The 3,437-nt window shown below is 66.8% G+C and carries 5 protein-coding genes; all 5 read left to right on the top strand.

Going from position 1 to position 3,437, the window contains the following annotated elements; all coding sequences use genetic code 11:
* The coding region (locus AB4Y86_RS15015; protein WP_441402996.1) for a tetratricopeptide repeat protein at nucleotides 1-430 on the top strand (430 nt) is incomplete at its 5' end.
* A 159-nt stretch (nucleotides 431-589) separates the two neighbouring features.
* Nucleotides 590-1,153, top strand: a complete 564-nt coding sequence (gene efp, locus AB4Y86_RS15010; protein ID WP_024368580.1) for an elongation factor P — start codon at nucleotides 590-592, stop codon at nucleotides 1,151-1,153.
* Entirely contained in the window at nucleotides 1,153-1,563 is a 411-nt protein-coding gene (gene nusB, locus AB4Y86_RS15005; protein ID WP_441402995.1) for a transcription antitermination factor NusB, read from the top strand. The genes efp and nusB overlap by 1 nt, the downstream gene beginning before the upstream one ends.
* Nucleotides 1,564-1,767: 204 nt before the next feature.
* The gene (gene pyrR / locus AB4Y86_RS15000) at nucleotides 1,768-2,379 is read left to right on the top strand and encodes a bifunctional pyr operon transcriptional regulator/uracil phosphoribosyltransferase PyrR (protein ID WP_441402994.1); all 612 of its coding nucleotides are present in this window, start codon (nucleotides 1,768-1,770) and stop codon (nucleotides 2,377-2,379) included.
* A complete protein-coding gene (locus AB4Y86_RS14995) occupies nucleotides 2,376-3,398 on the top strand; it encodes an aspartate carbamoyltransferase catalytic subunit (protein ID WP_441402993.1) in 1,023 nt (340 codons plus the stop codon). Before pyrR ends, AB4Y86_RS14995 begins: the two co-directional genes overlap by 4 nt.
* The last annotated feature ends 39 nt before the right edge of the window (nucleotides 3,399-3,437 follow it).

Here is a 3,437-nt window from a genome sequence, read left to right as displayed (position 1 = left end):
GGTCAACGAGGACGCCTGCGCGGCGGCACTGGCCGCCTCGACCGACCCCACCGACCTGATCTTCGTGCGCCTCGTGCAGGGCCACCCGGGCGAGGCTGCCGACCTACTAGCCGAGGCCCGCTACAAGGACCCGGACTCCTTCCGGCTGCGGATGTTCGAGGCGGAGGTCCTGCGGGTATCGCACCGCTTCGACCGCGCCGTTGAGCTCTACCGCCAGCTCCTGGCCGAAGCCCACGGCACCCCGGCTGAGGCCGTGGTCCGGCAGCACCTCGGCCGGTCCTATTTCGCCGCCGGCAACATTGCCGCCGCCGTCGAATCCTTCGCCAAGGCGCTGGATCTGCGCGTCGCGGACTCCGCTGACGCCGCCCTGATCTACTCCTCGACCGTGGCGCTGCAGCGCGCCCGGAACGTCCTCGACCTCGCCTGCTGATTGCCCCGTCCGGCGGCCCGTCCGGCAGCAGGCCGGCGGAACCGGTAGAATAGTTTTTGGATTTTTGATAAATACGCGCTGGCAGGCCCGACCGGCATGCCTGCCTGGCATAAGCGGCTGGCGGCTTGAAACCAGCGGACAAAGAAACCAGAGGATATTGTGGCAACGACTAACGACATCAAGAATGGAACCGTGCTGAAGCTTGAGGGCCAGCTCTGGAACATCATCGAGTTCCAGCACGTGAAGCCCGGCAAGGGTGGTGCGTTTGTCCGCACCAAGATGCGCAACGTGATGTCGGGCAAGGTCGTCGACAAGACCTTCAACGCCGGCCTCAAGATCGAGACCGCCACGGTTGACCGCCGCGATTACCAGTACTTGTACCAGGACGGCGCCGACTTCGTGTTCATGGACACCTCGGACTTCGACCAGCTCACCGTCCCCGGCGCAACCGTCGGCGACGCCACCAACTTCATGCTCGAGAACCAGATGGTRAACATCGCCATCCACGAGGGCAACCCGCTTTACATCGAACTGCCGCCGAGCGTCGTGCTGGAAATCACCTACACCGAACCCGGCCTGCAGGGTGACCGCTCCTCTGCCGGTACCAAGCCCGCCACCCTGGAGACCGGCTACGAGATCCAGGTGCCGCTGTTCGTCGAGAACAACACCAAGGTCAAGGTCGACACCCGCGACGGCAGCTACCTTGGCCGGGTCAACGACTAGTGAGCGCCCGCGGTAAGGCCCGCAACCGGGCCCTGGATGTTCTCTTTGAGGCGGAGCAACGCTCCGCTTCAGCCTTCGATGTGCTGCGCTCCCGTCGCGAACAGACGGATCAAATCATCAACCCCTACACCCTGGAGATCGTCGAGGGCGTCGTCTCCCACCAGGCGGCGATCGACGAGTTCCTCGAAACCTATTCGCAGGGCTGGTCGCTGGAGCGCATGCCCTCGGTGGACCGCATCATCCTGCGGATCGGAACCTGGGAGCTGCTCTACAACGACGACGTCCCGGACGGCGTCGCCGTGAGCGAGGCCGTCGCGCTGGCCAAAACGCTTTCCACGGACGAGTCGCCGTCATTCATCAACGGCTTGCTGGGCCGTCTGCAGCAGCTGAAGCCGTCGCTGCTGGCCTGACAGATCGCGCCACAGGCAACATCGGGGCCGGTGGCCGCCTTCGGGCGGGCACCGGCCCCTGCGCTTGACCGCCCAAACCGGACCGGATGTGACGGACGCCGCCCTATCCGGACGGGGAGTCGCGGCGGCCCCTGTGGTAATTTGGAGGCGCAAATAATCCTTTTTTAATTCCGTCCCGTGAGGCGGGGAAAGGGGAGACGAGCGTTGACTTCTGTCCCAGAAGCACCGGTTCCGGCCAAGGTCCAGCTCAGCAGGGTTGTCCTCAACCAGGCTGATATCGACCGTGCACTCACTCGTATCGCCCATGAGATCCTCGAGTCCAACAAGGGCTCCCAGGACCTGGTCCTGCTTGGCATTCCGCGGCGCGGCTATCCGCTCGCTGTCCGGCTCGCGGCCAAGATCGCCGCCGCCGATCCCACCGTGGATCCTGCCGCGATTGTGGGCCAGCTGGATGTCACCATGTTCCGCGATGACCTCTCCCACCAGGCCACCCGGCCGCCCTACCCCACCCAGTTGCCCCGCACCGGGATCGACAACAAGGTGGTGGTGCTGATCGACGACGTCCTCTACTCCGGCCGCACCATCCGCGCCGCGCTGGACGCGCTCATCGACCTGGGCCGCCCCCGGATCGTCCGCCTCGCAGTCCTGATCGACCGGGGCCACCGCGAGCTGCCGATCCGCGCCGACCACGTCGGGAAAAACCTCCCCACCTCTTCCGCGGAGAAAGTCCGCGTCCGGCTCGAAGAAACCGACTCGGCCGCCGACGGTCGCGACGGTACACCCGTGAATGAAGTGGTCATCGAGGCCACCGCATGAAACACCTGCTCGCCACCGAAGACCTCGGCTACGCCGACGCGATCCGCATCCTCGATACCGCCGAAGAGATGRCAGCGGTGGGGGAGCGCGAGGTCAAGAAGCTCCCCGCGTTGCGCGGCCGCACGGTAGTGAACCTCTTCTTCGAGGACTCCACCCGCACCCGGATCTCCTTCGAAGCCGCCGCCAAGCGGCTCTCCGCGGACGTCATCAACTTCGCCGCCAAGGGTTCCTCCGTCTCCAAGGGCGAATCGCTCAAGGACACGGCCCAGACGCTCGCCGCGATGGGGGCCGACGCCGTCGTCATCCGGCACTGGGCGTCCGGAGCCCCGCACCGGCTGGCCGCGACCGACTGGATCGACGCCGCCGTCATCAACGCCGGCGACGGCACCCACGAGCACCCCACCCAGGCGCTGCTGGACGCGTTCACCATGCGCCGGCACTGGTCGAAACTCGCCGGCACCCCCTCCGCCGGCGCGGACCTGCAAGGCATGCGGGTCGCGATCGCCGGGGACGTGCTGCACTCCCGGGTCGCCCGCTCCAACGTCTGGCTGCTGCGCACCCTGGGCGCCACGGTGACCCTCGTGGCGCCGCCCACGCTGCTCCCCGTCGGCGTCGAACAATGGCCCTGCGAGGTTAGCTACGACCTCGACGAGACCCTCGCCGGCGGCGTCGATGCGATGATGATGCTCCGTGTCCAGGGCGAGCGCATGAACGCCTCCTACTTCCCGAGCACCCGCGAGTACTCGCGGCGCTGGGGCTTCGACGACAACCGCCTCCGTTCCCTTGACCGGCTGGGCCTCAAGGACACCATCATCATGCATCCGGGCCCGATGAACCGCGGGCTGGAGATTTCCGCGGCCGCCGCCGATTCGCCCCGATCCACCGTGCTGGCCCAGGTGCGCAACGGCGTTTCCATCCGGATGGCGGCCCTCTACCTGCTGCTCTCCGGGGACACCCGTGGACCTGCCGCCCCGGCCGCCGCCGCACACTCCGCCACTTCGAACAGGGAGAGCCACTGATGGCATCACAGCAACTGGAGACCGGCAGCACCGGTACCT

This window comes from Arthrobacter sp. 2YAF22_2 (assembly GCF_052114645.1).
Taxonomy (GTDB): Bacteria; Actinomycetota; Actinomycetes; order Actinomycetales; family Micrococcaceae; genus Arthrobacter.
The sequence above is the reverse complement of the archived record's forward strand: the minus strand, read 5'-3'. Positions and strand labels throughout refer to the sequence as shown.